The organism is Enterococcus sp. E5-37 (assembly GCF_035726925.1).
In the GTDB taxonomy this organism is placed as follows: Bacteria; Bacillota; Bacilli; order Lactobacillales; family Enterococcaceae; genus Enterococcus_B; species Enterococcus_B faecium.
In genome coordinates this window covers 41,687-63,899 of the sequence record NZ_JAPMLG010000002.1, presented here as the reverse complement: position 1 = coordinate 63,899, position 22,213 = coordinate 41,687, and the positions used below count along the sequence as shown (strand labels likewise).

Below are 22,213 nucleotides of genomic sequence, written 5' to 3'. Positions count from 1 at the left end.
ACATTAGTGAATAGTTATATCAAATATGTATTAAAACGTGTCTTTTTCATGATCATCACGCTTTGGTTAATTGCAACAATCACCTTTTTCTTGATGCAATTGCTGCCGGGCACGCCATATACGAATCAGGAACGTTTGAGTCCTGAAACAATCGAGATGCTAAATAAACAAGTTGGTTTGGATAAACCAGTTATCGTACAATATGGGATTTATCTTTCTAATTTGCTTCAAGGAGATTTTGGAATTTCCTTCCAATTTAAAAACCAGCCAGTCGCACATTTGCTAGCTGGAAGAATCGGACCATCCTTGCAGTTAGGTTTACAGGCAATTATCTTTGGAACAGTCCTAGGAACGATTTTAGGAACGATCTCTGCCATGAAGCAAAATACATGGGCAGATACATCTTCTACACTCGTAGCGATATTAGGTCGTTCCATTCCAAACTTTGTATTTGCTGTTTTATTACAATATATATTTGCAATCAAATTACAAGTTTTGCCAATCGCAAAATGGGATGGCTTTGTGTACACAATCTTACCAACAATTGCGTTGGCCATGTCGCCGCTTGCTGACTCTGCTCGGTTTATCCGTACGGAAATGGTGGAAGTACTGCATAGTGATTATGTGGAATTAGCAAAAGCAAAAGGATTGAGCCGTTGGGAAATCGCCTTTAAACATGGTCTTCGAAATAGTTTGATTCCATTGATGACTTTATTAGGACCGTTAGCTGTAGCATTGATGACCGGATCACTGGTGGTAGAAAATATCTTTGCTATTCCTGGTATCGGGGAACAATTCGTTAAGTCAATCACAACAAATGATTATCCTACGATCATGGCTGTAACGATCCTTTACTCATTTATGCTGATTTTTGTTATTTTGATCGTGGATCTATTGTACGGTCTAGTTGATCCAAGAATTCGTGTTTCAGAAGGGAGCCGAGGATAAATGGAAATGATACCAAAGCGTTATGAAACAGTCGCAGATATCCCTGCGGATGAATTTCTTCCATTACAAAAAAATACCGAAGAAGAACGTGAACAGATTACTGCACCTTCTTTGAATTTTATCCAAGATTCATGGCGCCGTTTAAAGAAAAACAAAGCTGCCGTTATTTCAATGGTTTTACTATTGGTCATCATTTTGATCTCTGTGATCACAATCTTTGTTTCTCCTCATGATCCAACTGCCCAAAACGTGGCTTATATCAATTTGCCTCCTCGTATTCCGGGAATCAATATCGATGGATTGAATGGAAAAGCAATGGTTGGTGGTGAACTTGTTGATAAATATGCTCAAGCAAACGTCCCTTCAAACGTAAATTTCTTTTTAGGAACAGACGGTTTGGGACGTGATGTATTAAGCCGCTTATTTATGGGAACGAGAATCTCGTTGCTGATCGCATTTATTGCTGCATTACTAGATGTAACGATTGGTGTAGCTTACGGGTTGGTTTCTGGTTTGTTAGGCGGACGTGTCGATAACGTGATGCAACGTTTTTTGGAAATCTTGTCAGGAATTCCAAACCTCGTTGTCATGATTTTGATGTTGGTCGTTTTTGAACCAGGAATTTTTTCAATCGTGGCTGCTATGGCCATCACAAACTGGATACCAATGGCACGTATCGTTCGTGCACAAACAATGAAATTAAAAGATCAAGAATATGTTTTAGCTGGATTGACATTAGGTGAATCAAGAATGAAAATTGCATTCAAACATATTTTGCCGAATATCTCTAGTGTCATTATTATTCAAATGATGTTTAGTATTCCATCTGCTATTTTCTTCGAAGCCTTTTTAAGCTTTATCGGTTTAGGTCTTACGCCTCCGTCAGCTTCATTAGGAACGATGTTGAGCGAAGGGTACAAGACATTCCTGTATCTGCCTTATCTGTTGTGGATTCCGGCAGTAACTTTATCGGTTATCATGATTGGCTTTAACTTACTTGCTGATGGATTGCGTGATGCCTTTGATCCTAAAATGAAAGAGTGAAGACGATGACGAAAATTTTAGAAGTGAAAGACTTAGAAATCTCTTTTGATACGTATGCTGGAAAGGTACGAGCGATTCGCGGTGTCAATTTTCATTTGAATAAAGGAGAAACATTGGCGATCGTTGGGGAATCTGGAAGTGGAAAATCAGTGACGACCAGAAGCATCATGCGCTTGCTGTCAAGCAACGCCAATATAGATGCTGGTCAAATCCTCTTTAAAGGTAACGATATCGTTGGAAAATCAGAAAGAGAGATGCAAAAAATCCGTGGTAAAGAAATAGCGATGATTTTCCAAGATCCAATGACCTCTTTAGATCCGACGATGCCCATTGGGAAGCAAGTCGCTGAGTCCCTTAGAAAGCATAATAAAGTTTCAAAAAAAGAGGGACAAAAAGCTGCATTAGAATTGCTTAAATTAGTTGGAATACCCGAAGCTGAGAAACGTATCAACAGTTATCCGCATCAGTTCTCAGGAGGTCAGCGTCAACGGATCGTGATCGCGATTGCACTGGTATGTTATCCGGAAATCCTGATTGCTGATGAACCTACAACAGCGCTTGATGTGACTATTCAAGCACAGATTTTGGAGCTGCTGAAAGAAATTCAGACAAAAATCGATACATCAATTATCTTTATCACTCATGATCTTGGTGTAGTAGCGAATGTCGCTGATCGTGTCGCTGTCATGTATGGAGGAAGAATCGTTGAAGTTGGAACATCGGAAGAAATTTTCTACAACCCGCAACATCCCTATACTTGGGGACTGCTTGGTTCAATGCCGACATTAGATAGTGCGAACGATCGATTGTATGCTATTCCTGGTTCTCCACCGGATTTATTGAACCCGCCAAAAGGAGACGCATTCTATCCAAGAAATGAATTCGCGATGAAAATCGATGCAGAACAAGAACCACCATTTTTTGAACTATCAAAAACACACAAGGCAGCAACTTGGCTACTTGCTCCGCAGGCACCCAAAGTGACACCGCCAGAAGAAATCCAACGTCGCTGGGCTATCTATAAAGAGAAACAAAAACATACTTACGGTCAAGGAGGAATTGCTGATGCCAAATAAACTACTTGAAGTTAAAGGACTGAAACAGTATTTCAATGTAGGAAAAAAGAATGAAGTACATGCTGTAAATGACATCAGCTTTCACATCTATGAAGGAGAAACATTCGGTTTAGTTGGAGAATCTGGAAGCGGAAAATCCACTACTGGCCGTACAATCATTCGCTTGAATGAACCTACTGATGGTGAGATATTATTCGACGGTCAAGATATAACGAAGATCAAAGACAAAAAAGGATTGACGAAATTCCGACATGATGTTCAGATGATCTTTCAAGATCCATACGCTTCGTTGAATCCTCGTATGAAAGTCAGAGATATCATTGCCGAAGGAATTGATGTTAATGGACTAGCTAAATCATCTGAAGAGCGTGCAAAAAAAGTCGATGATCTATTGAGAACTGTTGGATTGAATCCAAGCCACGGTACTCGTTATCCTCATGAATTTTCAGGTGGGCAACGCCAGCGTATTGGTATTGCACGAGCATTGGCAGTAAAACCGCGTTTTATCATTTGTGATGAACCAATTTCTGCACTAGATGTGTCGATCCAAGCCCAAGTGGTCAATTTGTTGCAGGATCTCCAAAAAGAACATCAATTGACCTATCTATTTATTGCACATGATTTGTCGATGGTTAAACATATTAGTGACCGAATCGGTGTAATGCATAACGGCTTGTTATTAGAGATGGGAACAAGTGATGAAATCTATAATCACGGTGTTCATCCTTATACAGAAAGTTTGTTATCTGCTATTCCTTTGCCAGATCCAGATCATGAGAGAAAACGCAGAAGAATCAAATATCAACCTGAACCAGATGACGGACAAGTACGTCAACTTCGTGAAATCGCACCAGAACATTTTGTCTATGCAACTGAGCAGGAAGTCCCATATTACGCAAAAAAACTAAAACGACAAAAGGAATCTCTTCTGGTTGCTAACTAGGAGGGACATAGATGCTAAAAGCTTTTAAATTCCGTATGTATCCGACAGAAGAACAAAAACAGCAATTGATCCGTACTTTTGGCTGTGTTCGATTTACCTATAACCATTTGCTGAAAGAACGGCAGAAAAGTTGGCAACAAACAGGAGTGGCCGATTTTTCGCTCACACCCGCTACACTAAAAAAAGAATACCCATTCTTAAAAGAAGTAGACAGTCTTGCTTTAGCAAATGCACAGCTTAATTTGGACCGGGCTTTTCGCAATTATTTCAAGGGACGTGCCAGCTTCCCAAAGCTTAAAACGAAAAAAAGTATGTGGCAATCTTATACGACCAACAACCAAACCCGTACGATCTATCTGGAAAATGGCTACTTAAAGTTACCAAAACAAAAAGAACTAATCAAGATAAATCAGCATCGGCCAGTTGAAGGATCGATTCGCTCCGCTACGATTTCTGCTCGATATAATGAAGAGTTCTATGTCGCACTACTTTGTGATGTTTCATCAATAAAAAAAGAATCTTCAGCTAAATGGATTGGGATCGCCTATCATCCAAAAACATTGATCGAAACATCGCAGCCCATAGAAGTATCTTTGCCAAAATTTGACCAGACAGAAGAAAAACTTCAGCATGCACAGCGGAAATTAAGCGTAAAAGTCCGCTCCGCTCACCATAGAAAGACAAGGTTAGATCAGGCAAGCAATTATCAGAAACAAAAGAGAAAAGTAATGGATCTTTATCTGAAACAAAAGAACCAGCGAGAAGATTATCTTGAACAATTATCTGGGAAATTGGTCAAACAATATGACTACTTATTTGTAGAATCTTTTCCAAAAGAAGAAGCACATGCTGATTTTTCTATTCATGACTGGCATAAATTAATAACAAAATTGCGTTATAAGTCCCAATGGTATAATAAAAAATTTCTTTTGATCAATACCGACGGAGCAGAAGAAAGCAATTCCGTAAGAAAGAGCCAAGTAGTAGAAAAAATGGGCAGACATTCGGTTATCAAGGGATAAAAAATGAATGAAACTGATAGGAGCGTTAGGGTTCGCCTTGTTAATAAAAAGTCTTAATGACTTTTGTTTCTAGGAATTTTTCTTTTGAAGAAAAGCTCACTAATTATGACAAACCAATAAAACAATAGCAGAAAAAGTTCGTACGAGCTTTTTCTGCTATTGTTAATTTTTTATTCAGAAAGTTTACGAATACATCAAAATTCTGAAACAAAAAACGTAACTCACAAAGAGTTGTTTTTGCGTTCTTTCTTGAATGATTAGGTCTGAATCTTTTGTTCACAACCTTATTCATGGTGCCCCGGCTTGAGCTGATAGATTTTTGAAGGACGGCCGATTCCTACAGGACGTTCACCGATCTCATCGAAATATTGGAGCATAGCTTTCTTAAAATTGGAATGATCGATCGTTTTATAATCGATCCCTAAGAATTTAGCAAATACTTTTCGAGCTTCCGTAATCGTGAAATCTTTACCTAAAACTTGTAGAACTTGCGGCTCGTGTTCCATTTTATTGACTACACGGTTGAATGCTTTCAAGATGATTTGACTATGGTCAAAAGCCAAAGTATCTTTGCCAGAAGACTCTCCAGTGACTAAATCAAGCGAGATAGCAACTTCTCCGCTAGATAAATGGATCTTGTTACTATGACGTTCTAGTGTGAACCAGCGTACTTCCTTGGCATCATCTCCGGCGATTAGCGGTTCTTCTCCAATAAAGGCTAAGTAGCTGACTGTGACGACCCAGCCTCGCGGATCTCGATTAGGCGTACTGAATGTATGCAGTTGCTCAATATTTTCTTTTGAAATAACCACACCAGTTTCTTCCTTTGTTTCTCTTAAGACGCTTTCTCCAGTTGACTCATCCTTTTGGACAAAGCCACCAGGCAATGCCCATGAATTTCGATAAGGATGCCCTTTTCTTTGGATCAACAAAACTTTCAGCTGATCTTCTTCTTTGTTATAGCACATCAGTACGATATCGACAGTCAAAGAGGGCTTGTCATATTCTGGACGTTCCTGTTTTTGATACCAGTTAAGAAATTCTTCTTCACTTGCTTCATGTTCATAATATAATTTTTCTTCTTCTTTAGAAGCAAAACGGTTCATCTGACCACCTCCATTGACAGTAAAAGTACTTTTTACCTTATTGTAGCAGACTCTGAAAAAAAACCAAGGATTTACTGGAAAAATCTAGGTTATCATTTAAATATGAAAAATAAATGGAAGTATGAGATTGAATAAAAAGAAAAGCAGATAAAACGGCAATACTTTATACCGCTCTTCACGAATGGCAAAGAAGCCACAAATAACGATATATACGTCAATGATAAAACGCAAAATCCAAGCTGCTGTCATAAAACTGTTCAAATGCCCATGGAGGTTAAAATAACCATACATACGAATATAAAAATAGCTGAATATTAAATGTGCTAATGAAAGAAAAGCAATACTAAGTGTAAAAAAAAGATGTTTCTTCTGCATGATTGTTCCAGTCCCTTACTAAGATAGATAGTCTTTATTATACCACGTGTGAGAGGAGAAATAAAAAGCCGTTTTTTACTAGATATGAAACAAAACAAAAACCCGCATTTATTCAACCTATTCATCCTTTTAAAGGATAGATTGAACGTAGATAGAAGTCGTTTATCCAGTCTTTTTCATTTTGAAAAAAAGCTAACAGCATGCTTTTTTTATGGTATACTAGCAAGGAAACGAATTCGCATCATGCGATAAAGGAGGAAGAGCCCCGTGGCAGAAAAGGAAACTTTTTATATCACTACGCCAATCTATTATCCAAGCGGCAAACTTCATATCGGCAACTCGTATACTACGATTGCATGTGACGCAATTGCTCGTTATAAACGGTTGATGGGCTTTGATGTGTTTTATCTCACTGGAGTGGATGAACATGGTCAAAAAATCGAAACAAAAGCAGAAGAACTAGGTGTAAAACCGCAAGAATATGTAGATAAAATGGCGGCTGATGTCAAGAAATTATGGAAAACGCTTGATATCAGTTATGATAAATTCATTCGAACGACAGATGATTACCATAAAGCAGCTGTTCAAAAAATATTTGATCGTTTATTAGAACAGGGAGATATTTACTTAGGTGAATATGAAGGCTGGTACTCTGTTTCTGATGAAGAATTTTTTACAGAAACACAACTTGCAGAAGTGTACAAAGATGACGAAGGTAATGTGATCGGTGGTAAAGCGCCAAGTGGACACGAAGTAGAATTGGTAAAAGAAGAATCATACTTCTTCCGCATGAGCAAATACGCAGACCGTCTGTTGGAATACTATGAAGAACATCCCGAATTCATCCAGCCAGAATCTCGTAAAAACGAAATGATCAACAACTTTATCAAACCAGGATTAGAAGATCTTGCAGTTTCAAGAACAACCTTTACTTGGGGGGTACCAGTCAAGAGTGATCCGAAACATGTGGTGTATGTATGGATCGATGCATTATCCAATTATATTACTGCACTAGGATATGGCTCCGAAGATGAAAGTCTATTCGAAAAATACTGGCCTGCAGATGTTCAGATGGTCGGTAAAGAAATCGTTCGCTTCCATACGATCTATTGGCCAATCATGTTGATGGCTCTTGATTTGCCTCTACCTAAAAAAGTATTTGGGCATGGCTGGCTATTGATGAAAGACGGAAAAATGTCTAAATCAAAAGGAAATGTCGTTTATCCTGAAATGCTTGTGGAACGTTATGGTTTAGATGCACTCCGTTATTATTTGCTTCGTGCTGTGCCATTTGGGTCAGATGGCGTCTTTACGCCAGAAGATTTTGTTTCTCGTGTCAATTATGATCTGGCAAATGATCTAGGGAACTTATTGAATCGTACGATTGCTATGATCAACAAATATTGTGATGGTCTCGTTCCTGATTATGCCTCACTTGTCACTCCATTTGACAGTGAACTGTCTACGACGGCTGCTAACGTTGTCGGACGTTACCATGATGCAATGGAAAAAATGGAATTCAATACAGCGTTGGCTGAAATCTGGGTGCTGATTTCTCGTGCAAATAAATACATTGATGAAACAGAACCATGGGTATTAGCAAAAGACGAAGAAAAGAAAGCTGAATTGAATAGTGTCATGATCCATTTAGCTGAATCTTTGCGTATCGCAGCGATATTACTTCAGCCAATCATGACAGAAACGCCAGAGAAGATCTTCAATCAACTAGGATTGGACTCTGAAACAATGAATCTTGAAGGATTACACTTTGGCGAATTTCCTTCAGGAACAAAAGTAGTTGCAAAAGGTACACCAATCTTCCCACGTTTAGATATGGAAGAAGAAGTTGCTTTTATTCAAGAAAAAATGTCTGAAGGTACTCAAACAAACGAAGATACAGTCAAATGGGATCCAGAAGAAACAGAACTTGTTTCAACGAAAGAAAAACAAATCAAATTTGATGTATTTGAAAAAGTAGAACTAAAAGTAGCAGAAGTCATCAACTGCCAAAAAGTAGAAGGGGCAGATAAGTTGCTGCAATTCCGACTAGATGCTGGAGACAGCCAAGACCGTCAAATCTTGTCAGGAATCGCTGAATTTTATCCTGATCCAAGCGAATTGATCGGGAAAAAAGTCGTCATTGTAGCAAATCTGAAACCACGAAAGATGCGTGGACAAATCAGTCAAGGAATGATCCTTTCTGCAGAAGCACCAGATGGCTCTTTACAAGTGATCGAAGCACCAAAATCCATGCCAAATGGCTCAGAAATCGCATAGAAATTCAAAGGGGGTATGACATTAGTTGTGTCATACCCCCTTTTTCCGAAATTTGAGAAGCAAATTTCGTAAATTCCTTCTTATTACTTGAAGCCAATCATATAATACAGAAACAGAGAACTATCCAAAATAAATCCTAGAAAAAAAAGTACGAGCTTCGCTGATTTTTGTTAATTTAGAATAATACTAATAGGATAGGAATCGTAAAAACAGAAAAAAAGCATAATGATAAAGGGTCGGACAGATTTTAATTGATTCATCTGGTACTCTTTTTTATTGTCCTTACATTCATAAAGTTTGAATGCAATGACTTTATTACATCTATATTTATATCTAACAGTAGCGTTGATGTGTTAATTCTAAGTTCTATCACTTTATGTTCAATTAGTTTGTGTTCTTATATGTGTGATTGAAAATATAGATAAAAAAACAATCATCGGCTTTGACTTCGATGATTGTTTTCTTTATTTTGTAAAAATCCTATCACTTGATTTTATGGTAACCTTTTATTTTTGTCTTCAAACGGCTTGGTAAGAGAGCAGTAAGCAATGCAAATGGGATCGAAAAGACATACCAGAAAATCGTACGACCGATACCATAATGTTGATAGAGCTTTGTCAACATCACGTGTAACAAGATCAACCCTAAAAGCAAGGAGCCAGCTATAAACCAAGGATTATCCCAATGCATGACTTCACTAAGTGCCATCACTCCAAAAGGATAGAAATAAAAATAGATCCCGACTAAGGTCATCCGCCAGTTCTTTGTAAATGTTCCGATATTCAATAAAAAGAAAATCGCTGAAAGCAAAATACCGATAGGCGGAAAAAGCCCAACTAAAAAGGAATACAACATCCCCCACAAGATCATCACAGGACCTTTGATCAATGCAACGATTGCGATGAACACAGTCAGCAATATTAGTTTTTGTGATAACGTTGCAACAGTCATTAATCCAAATAAAATTAATGTGAACCAATGCCAACGGGACTGCTGTTGTTCTTTACGGGAAAAATCGACCCGGTTGGATAAATAATCTGCTAATTTTGGATAAGAACGCTTAAAATCCATAAACTGTTCCTCCTTCGTGGAAAAGGTAGGTTTAGTATACGAAAAATAAAAAAGAAATACATCCGTCTTAAGAGGGAGTTTTTCACTGAAAGTGGAGAAAAAAGAATGGTAAATTAAAATATTCTCAGTTATACTGAAAATTATACCAAATTTCAAAGAAGAAAGAGGATGGGAATGAAAGGCAAACTAAAACGAGAAATCAATCTGTTTGGCGCATTAGCTACCGTTATGGGAACCGTGATCGGTGCAGGCGTCTTCTTCAAAACTGCTGCTGTTACTGCTAGTACTCAGTCTACAAGTTTGACATTGCTAGCTTGGCTTTTGGGTGGTTTCTTAACGATCTGTGCTGGATTGACAGTGGCTGAATTAGCTACAGCAATCCCGGAAACTGGTGGAGCTGTAAAATATATTGAAGCTGCGTATGGAAAATTGCCCAGCTTTTTATTAGGATGGGCGCAAAGCTTGATTTATTTTCCTGCTAATATTGCTGCATTATCGATTATCTTTGCGACACAATTGACGAACTTATTACAATTATCTACCGATTATCTTTTGTTGATTGCAGTGATCACCGCTGTTTCTGTGACAGGGTTGAATTTGTTAGGAACAAAAGTCGGTGCTTCTGTACAATCAGTGACGTTGATTGTTAAATTAATACCAATTGCTGTGATTGTCATATGGGGATTATTGACCCCAGGACAAGGAACTGTCCAGTTATTTCCAATCGAAGCTGGAAAAGATGTTACTTTTGTCGAAGGATTGAGCAGTGCGTTGTTAGCAACGTTGTTTGCTTATGACGGCTGGTTAGGTGTCGGTGCAATGGCAGGGGAAATGAAACGGCCGGAAAAAGATTTGCCTAAAGCAATTATTCTTGGTTTGAGTTTTGTAACAGTCGTTTATCTATTGATCAATTTTGTTTTTTTGAAAACTTTGCCGATTGATCATCTTGCCGGTAATTTGAATGCAGCTTCTGAAGCATCAGACGTCATTTTTGGAGGAATCGGTGGAAAGCTGGTCACTATTGGGATCTTGATCTCGGTATACGGTGCATTGAACGGTTATACACTAACTGGGATCCGCGTGCCTTATGCGATGGCTTTAGAAGACGAGCTACCTTTCAGTAAACAGCTGACAAAGCTTTCAAAGAAGTTTACGGTTCCTTATGTTCCTGCGATTTTCCAGTTAGCAGTAGCTTGTATTATGATGAGCCTTGGTTCTTTCGACTTTTTAACAGACATGTTGATTTTTGTGATGTGGCTATTCAGTTTACTGATTTTTATCGGTGTCTTTATTTTAAGAAAAAAAGCGCCGGAATTGCCACGTCCATATAAAGTACCACTTTATCCAATCGTTCCGATTATTGCGATTCTCGGCGCTATTTTCATTTTAGGTATGACGATGATGACGCAAACGAAATTAGCATTGATCGGTATAGGTGTTACCTTGATAGGTATCCCAGTCTATTATCAAAAAAAGAAAAAACGCTCAGAAGAGTAAAATATTTCAACAACAGACAGAAAAAGTACGAACTAGGTCCTCTAGATCTTCGTGCTTTTTCTATTTCAATAAAACAAGTTCTTCTATTTTGATTTTTGCTACTTCTGCAAGTAGTGCTTATGTGCTAAAGTAAGAATGAAAAGGAGAGATAAACATGATATTTGATTCTCATACCCATTTAAATGCTGAACAGTTCAATGAAGATATTCCAGAAACGATTCAGCGAGCACAAGAAATGGGGGTAACGAAAATGGCGGTCGTGGGCTTCGATACGCCAACGATTGAAAAGTCTTTGCAATTAAGCCATGACTATCCAAATATATACAGTATTATCGGCTGGCATCCGACAGAGGCTGGCAGTTATACGAAAGAAATCGAAAATAAATTACAAGAACAATTGACTTTACCAAAGGTTGTAGCATTAGGGGAAATTGGCTTGGATTATCATTGGATGGAAGACCCGAAAGAAGTCCAAGATAAAGTATTTCGCAGACAGATTGCTATCGCAAAAGAAATGAACCTACCAATCAGTATTCATACTAGAGAAGCACTTGAAGACACGTATCAAATCCTAAAAGAAGAAGATGTTCGAGATATCGGTGGAATCATGCATAGTTTCAGTGGTGATTATGAATGGGCAAAACGATTTCTTGACTTAGGGATGCATATTTCATTTAGCGGTGTCGTCACTTTCAAAAAAGCATTAGACGTCCAAGAGGCTGCAGCAAATGTACCAATCGAACGATTACTTGTGGAAACAGATGCCCCTTATCTGGCACCAGTTCCTTTTAGAGGAAAGCGAAATGAACCAGGCTATACTCGTTATACAGTAGAAAAGATTGCTGAACTTCGGAATCTTCCGACAGAAGAAGTGGCTGCCCAAACATGGACAAATGCGCACCGATTATTTGGTCTAAGCGAACATGGATAAGATGAAGATCCAAGAGATTATAGTCGTTGAAGGAAAAGACGATACAAGAAGGCTGCGGGAAGTAGTTGATGCAGATACGATAGAAACAATAGGGTCTGCAATCAATGAAGAGATCCTGATGCAAATTGAACATGCCCAAGAGACTCGTGGGGTGATCGTTTTTACCGATCCTGATTTTTCAGGAGAAAAAATAAGAAAAATCATTATGGAAGCTGTTCCTCAGGCAAAACATGCTTTTTTGCCGCGCACACAAGCTAAACCAAAGAAAAAGGGAAGCCTTGGTGTTGAGCATGCAAGTAATGCTGCTATTTTAGAAGCATTGAAAAAGGTCGTGACGCCAGACATTTCCCAAACGGCTGTTTCTGAAATCACTAGACAAGACCTTTTAGACTATGGTTTAATAGCTGGGGCACAAGCAAAAGAAAAACGAGAAAAACTAGGTGACGAGTTGCGCATCGGTTACACGAACGGCAAACAATTGGAAAAACGTTTGAAGATGTTTCGTATTACGCCGAAAGAACTCGCCCAAGCAATGAAAATAGTGGAGGAACAACATGAGTGAATATCGTGAAATTGCGACACCCTCTAGAACAAAAGAGATTTTATTGAAACATGGTTTTTCATTTAAAAAAAGTTTAGGACAAAATTTTCTGACTGAACCAAATATTTTAAGGAAAATCGTAGAAACTGCGCAAATAGATGAACATACGAACGTGATCGAAGTTGGACCAGGAATCGGTGCATTGACGGAACAATTAGCCAAGCATGCAAAACAAGTCGTAGCATTTGAGATCGATGATCGTTTGATCCCTGTATTGGCTGATACGATGCAACCCTATGACAATGTGACTATTGTACATCAAGATATTTTAAAGACCGATTTGTCAACAGCTGTTAGAGAAACATTTCATGAGGAGCTTCCGTTAAAAGTCGTAGCGAATTTACCTTACTATATTACGACACCGATCATGATGCATTTTCTTGAATCAGATTTGGTTGTGGATGAACTAGTCGTCATGATGCAAAAAGAAGTAGCTGATCGTATCTCTGCTGAACCAGGAACGAAAGCTTATGGTTCATTATCGATTGCTGTTCAATATTATATGGAAGCCAGTTTAGCATTCATCGTACCAAAAACAGTATTTGTCCCTCAGCCAAATGTAGATTCAGCGATTTTGAAACTGACAAGAAGAGATATACCGGCAGTCGAAGTGACAGACGAAAAAGCATTTTTCCGATTGACAAAAGCGGCATTTCAGCAAAGAAGAAAAACGCTTTGGAATAACTTGCAGCATTCGTATGGCAAAGATGACCAGACAAAAGCATGGTTATCAAAAAGCTTGGAAACAGCTGGAATCGATCCAAAACGTCGTGGAGAGACTTTGTCATTACAAGAATTTGCTGCATTAAGCAATGCGATGTCAGAAAATATGCAGTAAAAAAAGAGGTTGTGACAGAAGTTGTGAAAAAGCTGTCCTGCATCAAGTAATAAGAACAACCAAACAAAAATAGTTCCTCATGTTTTTCGTTTGTTTGGGCTTATTACCGCAGATGCAAGCTTTTGAACACCGTTTAAGAAAGAGGTTGTGGGCCTGCCGTTTAACTCTAAGTCACAAGGAACAATTTCAAAAAACAGCTTCTCATGTTTTTGAGTTAGTTGGTCTTATTACTTGATGCAAGCTTTTGACCACTATTATGCCGAACAAGGAGACGTGACACAAATGTTGTCACATCTCCTATTTTTGTTTCTTGATCAAAAAATTCTTATACTTGATACTCACACTCATTTTGTATGGATTTAGAAAAGAATATGTGTCTTGACAGTTATTAGTAAGTGAGTTATACTAAGTCGACATTTATGTGTCAAGACATATTAGGGGAGAGAAAAAATGAGAAAAAATTCAGTTCGAAAACTAACGATTTCTGCTTTATTGATTGGGATGGGGGTCATTATCCCAATGGTCATGCCTAAAATCATGATTCCACCAGCTTCCTTTACTTTGGCGTCTCATGTGCCATTATTTATTGCGATGTTTTTTACACCAGGAGTTGCAGTGGCTGTTGCGCTAGGTACGACATTTGGTTTCTTTTTAACAACGCCGGTTATCATCGCATTGCGAGCATTGTCACATCTTGTGTTTGCGTTGATTGGGGCTTGGTACTTGCAAAAGCATCCGAGTATCGTTTTAAAAAATGGACAGTTTACTTTTGCTAATTGGCGTTTCCAAGGGTTCAATTTTGTGATCGGTGTGATTCATTCTTTAGCAGAAATGCTAGTAGTCAGCATCTTTTACTTTATTGGTAATATGCCTGAAACATATTATTCTCAAGGATATTTTTATACAGTATTCATCTTGATGGGGATTGGTGGGCTCATCCACAGTTTAGTTGATTATAATATTGCTTATTTTATAGCAGGAACACTCAGCAAATATTTTGATATCCCCGTATTTACGGCAGCAAAAAAAGAAAATCGGAAAGAGTCGATTCAAGGGTACGCGAAGAAAACGACATATTAGACATGATCTCTCAAAAAAAACTCTCATCTAGTAATGGATAATAAATCCTCTAAGATGAGAGTTTTTTGTCCTAAAAAGAGCTGCACCAACATCTTCTGGCACAGCTCTAACAGGGGGCAATTTATGGAAGTTTGATGACTTGTTCTGTTTCTTTATCAAAGAAGTGGCCTTTGCTGATATTGAAGGCAAGGTCGACTATTTCGCCTGGTTTATGGAAATCTCTTGCATCTACTTTTGAGATGAACTCAGTAGAACCAGTTTTTGTGTAAAGCATCGTTTCAGCTCCAAGTAATTCGGAAACGACAACTTCTGATTTGACTACGGCTTCAGGTGAAGCTTCAAGGGCTACTTGTTCACTGTGGATGTCTTCTGGACGAATACCGAAGATAACTTCTTTTCCTTCATAACCTTTTTCAACTAATACTTTGTTTTTCCCTTCAGGAATACGAAGCTTAAGCCCATGTCCATCTGTGATAACACCATTTTTCAATGTCACATTAAAGAAATTCATGGCAGGAGATCCAATAAAGCCGGCAACGAACATATTGACGGGTGTATCATAAACTTCTTTCGGTGTACCGATTTGTTGGATAAATCCGTCTTTCATGATAACGATTCGGTCAGCCATAGTCATCGCTTCTGTCTGATCGTGAGTAACATAGATGGTCGTTGTTTCAAGACGCTGGTGAAGTTTGGCAATCTCAGCACGCATAGCTACACGTAATTTAGCATCTAAATTTGATAATGGCTCATCCATTAAGAAGACTTTTGCATCCCGAACGATTGCCCGTCCCAATGCCACACGTTGGCGTTGTCCACCAGATAAAGCAGCTGGTTTTCGTTTCAAGTATTCTGTCAGACCTAAGATCTCTGCTGCATTGTCCACACGTTTTTTGATGTCTGCTTTATCATATTTACGTAATTTCAAGCCAAAAGCCATATTATCAAAAACAGTCATATGAGGATACAATGCGTAGTTTTGGAAAACCATGGCAATATCACGGTCTTTAGGTGCCACGTCATTCATGACTTTTCCGCCGATATTTAGTTCTCCTTCAGAGATATCTTCCAGTCCCGCGATCATTCGCAAAGTAGTTGACTTTCCACAACCGGAAGGACCAACAAAAACGATAAATTCACGGTCTTTGATTGATAGATTAAAATCAGTTACAGAATAATTTTCTGCATTGTCATATTTTTTATATACGTTTTTCAGAGCCATTTCTACCATAATACGTTCCACACTTTCTTTTTTAGTTTTATTAACTATTTAAAGTATAAATGAAAGCGTTAACTAACTTCAATGTCATGTTGAACAAGAATTTTTTCTTTTTTTTGTCAATGTGCTAGTTTTAAGCTTTAATAAATATCCATAAGAAATAAAAACTGATACACTGGAGTAAATAAGTATGTTAACAATATCAAAAGGAGTGTCTCTTATGAAAATCGCTTTGATCGCTCATGACCGAAAAAAACCTATGATGGTGAAATTAGCAACAGCGTATAAAACAATATTGGAAAAACATGAACTTTTTGCTACCGGGACGACTGGGCAGAGGATCACGGAAGCAACCGGCTTGCCGATCCATCGGTTTAAATCCGGACCGTTAGGCGGGGATCAGCAAATTGGAGCCATGATTTCGGAGGATCAGTTAGATTTGGTGATTTTTCTTCGAGACCCGCTGGCTGCACAGCCCCATGAACCAGATGTAACAGCACTTATCCGTTTATCTGATGTCTATGAGATTCCGTTAGCTACGAATATCGGAACAGCTGAGGTGCTACTAAGAGGACTGGAAGCCGGCTTCCTAGATTTTCGAAGAATCGTCCATGAAATAGACAAGCGTCCACTTTCATTTTGATGGATAAGTGTATGGAAAAATAACGTTTAATGTTCGCCTATATTTAGCTATAAAAGCTAAACAAACTGATAATATGCGGTATAATACGAACGTATTGGATAATATAAACAATAATATTAGTTTTTCGTATTTGCAGTAAATGTGAAAATATGCTATAGTTTCTGTGGGAAAAGATCCCAAAAATAATACAGAGTAGAAAATAAAGCGTTAAGTGCTAAGAGGATGGGATGTTGCCTCTTGGACGAAGGACGTAATGTTCGCGGTTTTATTTTCGCATTCGCTGCATGATACGATGTAGCAGCTCTTAAAGGAGATGCTAAAAATGAAGAAACACCGGTTAGACGCACGTATGATTGCTATTATGGGCTTATTGATTGCATTGATGGTCACTTTGTCCCGACTGGTAGCAATCGAGACCCCATTTATTAAAATCAGTGTCACATTTATTCCACAAGTGATCATGGGCATTCTTTTTGGTCCTTTTTGGTCAGGGATAGGCGCAGTTTTAGCTGATTTAGTAGGAATGGCCCTCTTCTCGAAATCTGCATTCTTTATTGGATTTACATTGAATGCATTTATTGAAGGAGCAATCTACGGATTCTTTTTCTATCGAAAAGAGATCACTTGGAAAAATGCCATTCTGGCTACGCTTAGTGTCACGCTGATCATCAACTTATTTTTGACACCATTATGGCTTGCGTTGATGTACCATGTGCCATTGTTCAGCTGGGTCGTTTGGGCGCCCCGCCTGTTAAAAACAGTAATATGGATACCGATTCAATCAATTGCCATTTATTACGTAGGACGTAGTATTCCTTACAAAAAAATTTTAAGAAGTTTAGCGATCCACGCTAAATAAAAAACAAGCAGTCTTCCCATCCCAGAAGACTGCTTGTTTTTATTGTGCTGTGAATTGTGCTTGATAGAGCCGTCGGTAATAACCATCTTTTTGAAGCAGCTCATCATGGGTGCCCATTTCGACAATGGCTCCCTGATCCATCACTAATATCTGGTCCGCATTTTTGATTGTGGACAGGCGATGGGCAATAACAAAACTGGTTTTTCCTTCCATCATTGCTAAGAAGGCTTGTTGGATTTTTTTCTCTGTCAATGTATCGACTGAGCTGGTAGCTTCATCTAAGATCAACATAGGGGGATTACTGATCATCGTTCGAGCAATCGTCAACAGTTGGCGTTGTCCATCTGATATCTTTAACCCTTGACCGCCAATCTTAGTATCTAATTTTTCCGGCAAACGTTCTACAAATTCATACATATAAGAGGCTTTTAGGGCATCATTGATTTCTGCGTCACTTGCTTCCGGATTCCCAAAACGAAGATTTTCTCGCAATGTACTGTCAAATAGCCAAGTATCTTGTAACACCATTCCAAAACTTTTACGTAATGTATCACGTTGGATAGAGCGGATGTCATGGTCATCGACTGTAATTGTTCCTTTTGTTGTGTCATAAAAACGCATCAGCAAATTAACAAGTGTGGATTTTCCGGCCCCTGTTTTTCCTACTATAGCAATGGTTTGACCTGGATAAGCAGTAAAATTGAAATCTTCGATCAAACGCTGTTTGGGGTCATAAGAAAAAGAAACATGATCAAAAGAGACTTTTCCTTTGATATTTTTGGGTTCCAAGGCATAGGCATCTGGCAAATCAGGCTTTTCTTCTGGTTGATCGATCAAATCAAATGCTCGTTCTAGACCAGAAAAAGCGGTTTGCAGTTGTGTCGTGATTCCAGAAAGTTCGATAAATGGTTTAGAAAACTGACTTGAGTAGATCGTAAAGCTGGAAATCACACCAACAGTGATTGACGAACCACTCTTCAATGCCAATAGGCCGCCAACTAAACCAATCGATAAATAAGCAAGGTGATCTACAAAACGAGAAGACGGGTTTGTCAAGGAAGAAGAAAATTGTGCCCGTTGTCCTTTTTCATATAGATCAGCATTTAGCAGTTCAAATTGCTGTTGACTAGCTTCTTCTTGCTGAAAAGCTTTCACGATTTTCTGGTTACCGATTCGTTCGGTCACAAAGCCCGAGATATCCCCAATAATCCTTTGCTGTCTATCGAAATTTGTTTGTGAAGCGCGAGCAACGATCCAACTCACAAGGAAAATAATCGGTGTGGAACAAAGAACGACCAATGTCAGAAGTGGACTTAGACGCATCATAAAAATAAACGAAAGAATGATGATTGCCACTCCAGAAAATAATTGATTGAAGGTCGCAGAAATTGCAATGGAAATATTGTCCATATCATTTGTAAATCGACTGACGATATTTCCGTGGGAGTTTTGATCATAATAACGAAGTGGCAATCGATTCAGATGAGCAAATGCATCTTTTCTTAATTTTGCAACGGATAAGTAAGCTAACCGATTGCTTAACACTTGGATGAGCCATTGACTGACTACGTTGATTAAAACGATACCACCGAATAGAATAAGTAAATGGAACAGTCGATTGAAGCGGACCTGTCCTTCTCCAATCATTTGATCGATACTTTGACCAATTTGTAACGTCATCACAACTGTTGCAATCCCATTGATGATTCCTAGTAGCACAGCTAGCCAAATGTCTTTTGCATAGGCAGTAAGGTAAGGAATGAATCGGCGGAGCGTCTGCAAGGATAATTTTTTTACTTTCATAACTATTCTTCCTCCTGTGATGCGACGATTTCCTGATATTCTGCTGATTGAGCAAGTAATTCTTCATGGGTACCCTGAGCAGCAATCTTACCTTGATCCATCACTAAGATATGATGTGCTTCTTGAATAGAGCGGACACGTTGGGAGATAATAATCACTGTACTGCCAAGATAAGTCTGTAGCGCCTTACGCAAATCCAAGTCTGTTTGATAATCCAACGCACTTAAAGAGTCATCTAAAATCAGTAATGCTGGCTTGGCAATCAAAGCTCTTGCAATCGTCAGTCGCTGTTTTTGTCCGCCAGAGAAATTTTTCCCATTTTCCATGACTTTTGTATCTAAACCATTTGGAAGCTGACGGACAAATTCTTCTGCCTGAGCGATTTTCAGAGCTTCCCAACATTCTTTTTCTGTGGCGTCTTTCTTACCCCATTGAAGGTTTTCACGAATAGTCCCGGTAAATAGTACAGAAGTTTGGGGAACAAGAGCAATTTGCTGACGGAGATGATCCAGCTGCCAAGAACGAACATCCATTCCGTCCATTATAACTGTACCGGAACTGACATCATAGAAACGCGGAATCAATTGTGTCAAAGTCGTTTTCCCGCTTCCGGTTGGACCAATGATTCCAAGGACTGTATTTCGCTTCAGCTGAAATGTAATATTTTGGAGAGAAAGACCAGAATCAGGAGTATAACGGAAGTCAACATGGTCAAAAGCGATAATTGCTTCAGAAGAAAAATCGGGAGTAGTACTGACCTCAGCTTCAAGAATCGAATTTTCTGTGTCTAGCACCTCTTTCACCCGATTTCCTGAAGCTTCGGCACGTGTGAAGATCACGACGAGGTTTGAAACAACGATCAGTGCCAAAAGCATTTGATTCATATAATTGATCAAAGCAAGAACTTGTCCTTGTTGCAAGCTACCAATATTTACTTTGATCCCGCCAACTGTCAGCAAACAGATGATCCCGACATTCATGATCAAGGTTGTAGCAGGTGATAATAGGGCAGAGATATTGGAAACACGTAAATAATTGTTCGCTAGATCATTTGTGCTTTTATCGAACTTCTCTGTTTCTTTTTTTGTCTGCGCAAATGCGCGGATGACACGAACACCGCTAAGATTCTGACTAACGTGTTCATTGAGCTGATCTAGTTTTTCTTGCACTTTTTGGTAGAGAGGAACGGTTTTTTTGATGATAAAAAATAAAATGATTGAGAAAATAGGCAATAATGCTAAGAAAAACAGACCTACTTCCCAGTCGATCACAAAAGCCATGACCACTGACCCGATACTTAAAAACGGTGCTCTGATCAATAAACGAATGACCATTGCTAAAGCTAGCTGAAGCTGATTGATGTCGTTTGTCATTCGGGTGATCAAGGTATCTGTTCCAAAATGATTCAACTCGTTGTGAGAGAAAGTATTGATTTTTTTGATTAGCTGATTACGTAACTCTGTACCAAATCCTTGTGAAGCTACTGAAGCATAGTATTGGCAAATGATAGCACAAATCAGACCAATCACAGACATAGCGACCATCCATAAGCCCATTTCAATGATTTTTCCTCGGTCATTCATTTTTAGTCCATTATCGATCAAGGAAGCCATCATTAAAGGCAGGACAAGTTCGAAGACAGCTTCAAGAAATTTGAAGAACGGGCCCAAAATGATTTGCTTACGATAGTCTTTTGCATAACGTAATAACTGAATCATATGATTCCTCCTATTATTTATTTGTCCACAATTGAAAAAACAAGTACTACCACATTGTAGCTTAGGAAATTTAGAATGAAAAGAGAACAAGCCTTTTCATAAATGAAAGTTTTATTATGAAGAAGCTTTAGAAATTGAATAGACTATTTTTTTTAAAAAAAAGAAAATGAGAAAACATGCCAGTCTCTTCATTCATAGGAACGTCTATTTTACTTAATTTTTCTATAAATGAATTCTGCATAAAAAATATATCAAGTAAATGTTTATAGATGAAACTCTATTTACTTCTTTTTTAATTTGTTCTTGCAATCTTTTTTGCTACGTAATTTTTGTAAAAAAGTGGGTTGAGAGAAATCTAATTGATTTTCAAAGAAGGAGTATGAAAATGAGAAAAATATTTATTCGTTTATTGTGGGTACTATCTTAGAGGAATAAATAATAGTGGAGAAAACTATGGTTTGGCGCAGATTCTATCAGGTTTGATGGAACGAAGACAACCTCCCGACATCAAGTCAAAAGCTACTTGAGATTTTGATCTGAAAATAAAAAAAGAAAACAAGGTAGGAACATCAATGTTTCTACCTTGTTTTCGTAATCAATGGGAAAAAACTAAGAGTGGTGTACGTAATCAATAAAAAGAATGGTGACAACAGTACCTCTTTACTCTCTGAAAGCATCATAACTCGTTTTTCCTCATTATGCCAATAAATTGTTGTTATACCACATATAAGGATTTGTAATAGCTAAAAACAGACAGGAAAGTTGAAATCTGTGAATCTTATTTTGTATGGAAGGATTTATAGAACGCAAAAATCAAGATAAAGATGAATAAAAATCCTGTTTCGGCTATATATTGCGTATCTACGCCAATAAAACGAGTTTGTTCTGTCATAGCCATATAAAGCAAAGGCAAAAATACAACTACAGCGAGATAAGATCCGATGATTTCTCGAAAAGTTTTCCAGGAAGTATGTTTCCTGTTTTTATATTTATCCGATTTCATTGAATAGTCATAGCCTCCTTATTCTTTCATATGTTGAAATTCCAGTATAAAAACTGGAAGGAACTGTACGTTTTTTAGAATAAAAATTATAAGGGATAAGTAGGCTGCTGTCTATAATAAGATATATTTTTCAATTCTTTATTAAAGATTTTATTGACA

20 protein-coding genes and 1 riboswitch are annotated in these 22,213 nt (G+C 38.2%); of the genes, 13 read left to right on the top strand and 7 right to left on the bottom strand.

What is annotated here, in order from left to right; translation table 11 throughout:
- Positions 1–6 precede the first annotated feature (6 nt).
- From opp3b to OS138_RS01845, 5 genes are read left to right on the top strand one after another with little or no spacing between them, the layout of a single operon-like run.
- Complete coding sequence (gene opp3b / locus OS138_RS01865; RefSeq protein ID WP_002293573.1) at positions 7–948, top strand: oligopeptide ABC transporter permease; 942 nt, start codon at positions 7–9, stop codon at positions 946–948.
- A complete protein-coding gene (locus tag OS138_RS01860; RefSeq protein ID WP_002293994.1) occupies positions 949–1,992 on the top strand; it encodes an ABC transporter permease in 1,044 nt (347 codons plus the stop codon).
- A 5-nt stretch (positions 1,993–1,997) separates the two neighbouring features.
- Positions 1,998–3,068: an ABC transporter ATP-binding protein gene (locus OS138_RS01855; RefSeq protein ID WP_002327647.1), complete on the top strand. Its 1,071-nt coding sequence runs from the start codon at positions 1,998–2,000 to the stop codon at positions 3,066–3,068.
- Positions 3,058–4,011 carry an ABC transporter ATP-binding protein gene (locus OS138_RS01850; RefSeq protein ID WP_002289330.1) on the top strand — a complete coding sequence of 318 codons (954 nt, stop codon included), beginning with the start codon at positions 3,058–3,060 and terminating at the stop codon, positions 4,009–4,011. Before OS138_RS01855 ends, OS138_RS01850 begins: the two co-directional genes overlap by 11 nt.
- An 11-nt stretch (positions 4,012–4,022) precedes the next feature.
- Positions 4,023–5,033: an RNA-guided endonuclease TnpB family protein gene (locus tag OS138_RS01845; RefSeq protein ID WP_127821286.1), complete on the top strand. Its 1,011-nt coding sequence runs from the start codon at positions 4,023–4,025 to the stop codon at positions 5,031–5,033.
- A gap of 284 nt (positions 5,034–5,317) precedes the next feature.
- Here the strand turns inward: OS138_RS01845 and OS138_RS01840 are convergent, their stop codons facing one another.
- Positions 5,318–6,139: an NUDIX domain-containing protein gene (locus OS138_RS01840; RefSeq protein WP_002293995.1), complete on the bottom strand. Its 822-nt coding sequence runs from the start codon at positions 6,137–6,139 to the stop codon at positions 5,318–5,320.
- Positions 6,140–6,235: 96 nt separating this feature from the next.
- Positions 6,236–6,514 carry a hypothetical protein gene (locus OS138_RS01835; protein WP_002289337.1) on the bottom strand — a complete coding sequence of 93 codons (279 nt, stop codon included), beginning with the start codon at positions 6,512–6,514 and terminating at the stop codon, positions 6,236–6,238.
- A gap of 267 nt (positions 6,515–6,781) precedes the next feature.
- On the opposite strand from OS138_RS01835, the gene metG reads away from it, so the two are divergent.
- Positions 6,782–8,791 (top strand): methionine--tRNA ligase, encoded by a 2,010-nt coding sequence (metG, locus tag OS138_RS01830; protein ID WP_002289325.1) that lies wholly within the window; start codon positions 6,782–6,784, stop codon positions 8,789–8,791.
- Positions 8,792–9,274: 483 nt separating this feature from the next.
- Here metG and OS138_RS01825 read toward each other — a convergent pair whose 3' ends face one another.
- Positions 9,275–9,862, bottom strand: coding sequence for a hypothetical protein (locus tag OS138_RS01825; protein ID WP_127821284.1), 588 nt, complete (start codon positions 9,860–9,862; stop codon positions 9,275–9,277).
- Between the two features lie 174 nt (positions 9,863–10,036).
- On the opposite strand from OS138_RS01825, the gene OS138_RS01820 reads away from it, so the two are divergent.
- From OS138_RS01820 to OS138_RS01800, 5 genes are all read left to right on the top strand, one after another.
- The gene (locus OS138_RS01820; RefSeq protein ID WP_002319648.1) at positions 10,037–11,359 is read left to right on the top strand and encodes an APC family permease; all 1,323 of its coding nucleotides are present in this window, start codon (positions 10,037–10,039) and stop codon (positions 11,357–11,359) included.
- Between the two features lie 154 nt (positions 11,360–11,513).
- The gene (locus tag OS138_RS01815; RefSeq protein WP_002294001.1) at positions 11,514–12,290 is read left to right on the top strand and encodes a TatD family hydrolase; all 777 of its coding nucleotides are present in this window, start codon (positions 11,514–11,516) and stop codon (positions 12,288–12,290) included.
- Positions 12,283–12,852, top strand: coding sequence for a ribonuclease M5 (gene rnmV, locus OS138_RS01810; RefSeq protein ID WP_081156722.1), 570 nt, complete (start codon positions 12,283–12,285; stop codon positions 12,850–12,852). Before OS138_RS01815 ends, rnmV begins: the two co-directional genes overlap by 8 nt.
- The gene (gene rsmA / locus OS138_RS01805) at positions 12,845–13,729 is read left to right on the top strand and encodes a 16S rRNA (adenine(1518)-N(6)/adenine(1519)-N(6))-dimethyltransferase RsmA (protein ID WP_086325022.1); all 885 of its coding nucleotides are present in this window, start codon (positions 12,845–12,847) and stop codon (positions 13,727–13,729) included. The genes rnmV and rsmA overlap by 8 nt, the downstream gene beginning before the upstream one ends.
- A 450-nt stretch (positions 13,730–14,179) precedes the next feature.
- Positions 14,180–14,809: a hypothetical protein gene (locus OS138_RS01800; protein WP_002294011.1), complete on the top strand. Its 630-nt coding sequence runs from the start codon at positions 14,180–14,182 to the stop codon at positions 14,807–14,809.
- Between the two features lie 121 nt (positions 14,810–14,930).
- Here OS138_RS01800 and OS138_RS01795 read toward each other — a convergent pair whose 3' ends face one another.
- Complete coding sequence (locus OS138_RS01795; protein ID WP_002289507.1) at positions 14,931–16,040, bottom strand: ABC transporter ATP-binding protein; 1,110 nt, start codon at positions 16,038–16,040, stop codon at positions 14,931–14,933.
- A 208-nt stretch (positions 16,041–16,248) separates the two neighbouring features.
- Between OS138_RS01795 and mgsA the strand changes: the two genes are divergently transcribed.
- Both mgsA and OS138_RS01785 read left to right on the top strand, forming a co-directional pair.
- Positions 16,249–16,671: a methylglyoxal synthase gene (gene mgsA, locus OS138_RS01790; RefSeq protein WP_002291069.1), complete on the top strand. Its 423-nt coding sequence runs from the start codon at positions 16,249–16,251 to the stop codon at positions 16,669–16,671.
- Positions 16,672–16,857: 186 nt separating this feature from the next.
- Positions 16,858–16,956: riboswitch (THF riboswitch) on the top strand.
- Positions 16,957–16,993: 37 nt separating this feature from the next.
- Complete coding sequence (locus tag OS138_RS01785) at positions 16,994–17,530, top strand: folate family ECF transporter S component (protein ID WP_325069609.1); 537 nt, start codon at positions 16,994–16,996, stop codon at positions 17,528–17,530.
- Between the two features lie 39 nt (positions 17,531–17,569).
- On the opposite strand, the gene OS138_RS01780 is transcribed toward OS138_RS01785, so the two are convergent.
- From OS138_RS01780 to OS138_RS01770, 3 genes are all read right to left on the bottom strand, one after another.
- On the bottom strand, positions 17,570–19,333 hold the full coding sequence (locus OS138_RS01780) for an ABC transporter ATP-binding protein (protein WP_087626455.1): 1,764 nt from the start codon (positions 19,331–19,333) through the stop codon (positions 17,570–17,572).
- A 2-nt stretch (positions 19,334–19,335) separates the two neighbouring features.
- Positions 19,336–21,051 carry an ABC transporter ATP-binding protein gene (locus OS138_RS01775; protein WP_002294013.1) on the bottom strand — a complete coding sequence of 572 codons (1,716 nt, stop codon included), beginning with the start codon at positions 21,049–21,051 and terminating at the stop codon, positions 19,336–19,338.
- 778 nt (positions 21,052–21,829) lie between these two features.
- Complete coding sequence (locus OS138_RS01770) at positions 21,830–22,054, bottom strand: hypothetical protein (protein ID WP_002294014.1); 225 nt, start codon at positions 22,052–22,054, stop codon at positions 21,830–21,832.
- Between the last annotated feature and the right edge of the window lie 159 nt (positions 22,055–22,213).